The organism is Clostridium sp., assembly GCF_040797585.1.
Taxonomy (GTDB): domain Bacteria; phylum Bacillota; class Clostridia; order Clostridiales; family Clostridiaceae; genus Clostridium_Z.
The window spans coordinates 1-4,064 of sequence record NZ_JBFNEO010000241.1 but is presented as its reverse complement, the minus strand read 5'-3'; the positions used below and the strand labels follow the sequence as shown (position 1 = coordinate 4,064).

The 4,064-nt window shown below is 29.6% G+C and carries 2 protein-coding genes and 2 pseudogenes; all 4 read left to right on the top strand.

Annotated features, from left to right (window positions below):
• Positions 1-564 (top strand): annotated as a pseudogene (locus AB2369_RS12125) (hypothetical protein); the annotation flags it as partial.
• Positions 565-581: 17 nt separating this feature from the next.
• Positions 582-689: pseudogene (locus tag AB2369_RS12120) on the top strand (hypothetical protein); the annotation flags it as partial.
• Between the two features lie 11 nt (positions 690-700).
• Positions 701-2,329: a DNA mismatch repair protein MutS gene (locus AB2369_RS12115; protein WP_367666734.1), complete on the top strand. Its 1,629-nt coding sequence runs from the start codon at positions 701-703 to the stop codon at positions 2,327-2,329.
• Positions 2,330-2,623: 294 nt separating this feature from the next.
• Positions 2,624-3,883: a S1C family serine protease gene (locus AB2369_RS12110; RefSeq protein WP_367666733.1), complete on the top strand. Its 1,260-nt coding sequence runs from the start codon at positions 2,624-2,626 to the stop codon at positions 3,881-3,883.
• Positions 3,884-4,064: the final 181 nt, after the last annotated feature.

Here is a 4,064-nt window from a genome sequence, read left to right as displayed (position 1 = left end):
ATGGTAAGCCATGGATATGGTAGTGCTGTAACTAATGAATTTATAAATCTCTATAAGGATGAAGTGGGGGCTGTAGTTTTAATAGATGGTTATACAGAAACTATGGTAGGATCTGAAGAATTTGAAAAATATAAAAAAAATAAAGTAATGGCCTTAAAACTTCAAAGTACTTTATCTAATGTGGGAATTACAAGATTTTTAGATGAATTAAATCTTTTAGAATATGAAGAAGGATTTTTGAACAATCTTAAAGAAGAAGAGCAAACCATATATAGAAACTATAGGGTATCAGGAGATTTTTGTAATACTTATATAGGAGAACTTAAAGGGGTAAATAGCACTTCATTTTTAAAAGAGAATGCTCTAGGGGACATACCTCTTATGGTTATAACATCTAAAAAAGGAGAAGAGCTTAAGGAGCAGGAAAAGCTTCTAAATCTTTCAGAGAGAAGTGATATAAATATATTAGAGGATGAGAATGTATTTATACCTTTAGAAAGATCCGATGCAGTAATAAATGGAATAAAAAGTGTAACTAAAAAACTACCTAAGGTAAATGAGTAAGTAAAGATGAACTTAATACCTTAGGTAAAGAGGGATGGGAGCTTGTAAATGTAGTACCTCAAAATACCAAAAATCATAATGGAACTGCATTTAATACACTGATATTTAAAAAGAAGGAAGATTAGGGGGAGATTTTATGCCACAATGGGGATTTGGTGCTTTTCTTATGGCAGTAGTTATGGGAGTTATAGTATATAATCATTTTAACGAGAGAAGAGAGAGAAAGACAGTATTAAGTTACACATTAGAAGATCTTAAAAAAAGAAAAAGGGATTTTAAGAAGATAAAAGAATATTTTCTTAAAGAAAATATAAATAATAATGAATTTTATATAGACGACCAAACCTGGAGTGACCTTGAAATGGATAAGGTTTTTTCTAGTCTAGATTTAACCCTGTCAACGGCAGGAGAGCATAAATTATATGATATATTACGAAGGTTAAGCCTTAGTAAAGACTTTCTAGAGGAAAGAAATAATATAATAAAAGAGTTTCAACATAATAAAAATCTGTTTAAAGAAGTTAGGTCAGTATTTGCTACTTTAGGGAAACAAGTACAAGGGAATATTTTAGATATACTTTATTATAAGGAAAAGGGAAATTTTAAGGGAAGTCTTATAATGTATAACATATTATCTTTAATGGCCATTGCTTCAATGCTATCTATGGTTGTAATAGGCTATAATGGACTTCTTTTATTGACTATAATATCATCTATAAATATGACGGTTCATTATAAAATAAATAAAAAAATTCAAGGAAAAGTACTATCTATAGACTATCTTTCGGATGTGGCAAAGGCATGTAAAGATATATCATCTATAGATAATAAATGTATTAAATCCTATACAGAAAAATTAAAAGACAATATAAAGTTATGTGATGTGGTTCTTAAAAATTCATCTACCATAGGAAGACTAGAGGGACTAGATGCAATAGGAGATTACTTAAACGCTTTATTTTTATTTCAAGTTAGAAGTTATTTTAAGGTTATGTCAAACATAGAAGATAAAAAATCAAAATTAATTGAACTATATAGTATTATAGGAGAGATAGATGCTTTAAGTTCAGTGGCTTACTATAGAGAGAACCTTCCTTATTATAGTGAACCTAATTTAAAAGAAAACGAAAGACTTATAAGGGCGAAGGAAGCCTTAAATCCTTTAATTTTAGAAGGAGTAGCTAATGATATTACTTTAGGACCAAAGGGAATAATATTAACAGGGTCTAATATGGCAGGAAAGTCTACTTATTTAAGAACAGTAGGAATTAATGCTATACTATCTCAAAGTATATATACTACTTTATGTAAGGAATATGAAGGTGGAATCTTTAGAATTATGTCCTCCATAAGTATAAGTGATAATATCGAAGGAGGAGAGAGCTATTATTTAGGAGAGGCAAAGGCGGTAAATAGGATATTAAAGGTAATAGAAAGCCATAATGATGTTCTTTGTTTTATAGATGAAATATTCAAGGGTACAAACCCTGTAGAGAGAGTAAAGGCAGCAAAAGAGATCTTAATATATATCATAAACAAAGGAGCCTTAGCCATGGTTGCGACCCATGACTTAGAACTTACAGTAATGACGGATGGAAGATATGAAAATTATCATTTCGAAGAAGGTATGAGTGAAACAGAGGGACTAAGTTTTGACTATAAGTTAAAGGTGGGAGTATGTAAGACAAGAAATGCTATAAAGCTTTTAAAATATTTAAATTATCCTAAGGAGATTATTGAGGGAGCGGAAAGGGAAATAATTTAAAATATAAATATTTTTATTAGTTGGTAAAACTAACCTGAATATTTAAAATAACGTATAGTTTCTATATGTAAAATTGTCTTATATATTAGCTTAAATCAACGAATTTGTTAGTAAATAAGTTAAGAGTGTATACTATGCTATTTTAAACGTACTATAATAATTATATAAATTAGCCATGAAATTAAATATTTTATGGCTAATTTTAATTTTGACATAAAATTGACACAAAGAGTTGTTATTATATAACCATAGCAAGGATATACTATGTAGAGAGAAAACAAGGAGGTCTTTAATATGGATAAAGAATTTAATAACAATAACAATAATAATAATAATGATAATCCTGATTTTATTATGATGGGATCTAATGAAGAGAAAAGTAAAGAAAAAAGCAGTGAAGAATTTAATTTTAATAAATCACCACTTTATGAAAAAAAGCCTAAGAAAAAAAGAGGATTTATGCCTTATATAGCAATGGGAGTTGCCAGTGCCATTATTGGAGGAATCATAACAACTTGTACATTATTATACGCTTTACCTAGATATGAGGGATTTAAAAATACTGAATTATACAAGAGTTTAAAAGGAAACCAGTATACAGGACCAATACCAGAATTTACATCAGATAAGGAAGCAATGAGCATACCAGAAGTGGTGCAAAAAGTAGGGCCAGCAGTAGTTGGAGTATCTACTAAAAGTGTAAGTGGAGATATATTATTTGGTCAGCAAGTAATGGAAGGAATAGGTTCAGGGGTTATAATAAATGAAGAAGGATACGTACTTACAAATTATCATGTTATTGAAGGAGCTCAACAGGTTAAAGTAATATTAAATGAAAATGGAACAGGAAGAGAAGTTAATGCAAAGGTAGTAAATTATGATGCTAACAGAGACGTAGCCATAGTTCAAATAACAGATGATGTTCAGATGCCAGCAGTAGCAACCCTTGGAGATTCTGATGCCACAACTCCAGGACAACAGGTAATAGCTATAGGAAATCCTTTAGGACGTGAATTCTTAGGTACAGTAACTCAAGGTATAGTTAGTGCTGTAAACAGAGATATTGCTGTAGATAAAAATGGAACTACTCTTAAGTTTATACAGACAGATACAGCTATAAATAAGGGTAACAGTGGTGGTCCTTTAATAAATGCTAATGGGGAAGTTATAGGAATAAATACATTAAAAACAGGTCAGGCTGGAGTTGAAGGTATGGGATTTGCAATTCCTATAAATGAAATAAAGCCAAAGCTTGATACTCTTTTAAAACCTATATTAAAAATAGGGATAAAAGGTGGAAATGTAAATGAGAAAACTGCTAAGGAAAATAACGTACCCGTTGGAGTTTTAGTTGCAGAAGTTCAAGACTTTAGCCCAGCTCAGAAAGCAGGTATTCAAGCTGGAGATATAATAACAAAATTTGACGGTAAGACAATAAAAACTATGGACGAATTAAATGAATTAAAAGGTAAGCATGTAAGTGGAGATACCGTAAAGGTAGAAGTTTATAGAGGCAAGGATACGAAAACATTAGATCTTACCCTTTCAGAATAAAATATTTAATATAATTTTAAAAGAAATGCATAAGTTTCTTAAGAATAATATTTCTATACTATATTAGAAATTATGATTCAAGGATAGTATAGTAACTAGTACATATTATTAGATTTAAATCTAGTAATATGTACTTTTATTTTTATTAATAGTTATTTTAATATTTTTATTATTATTAAAT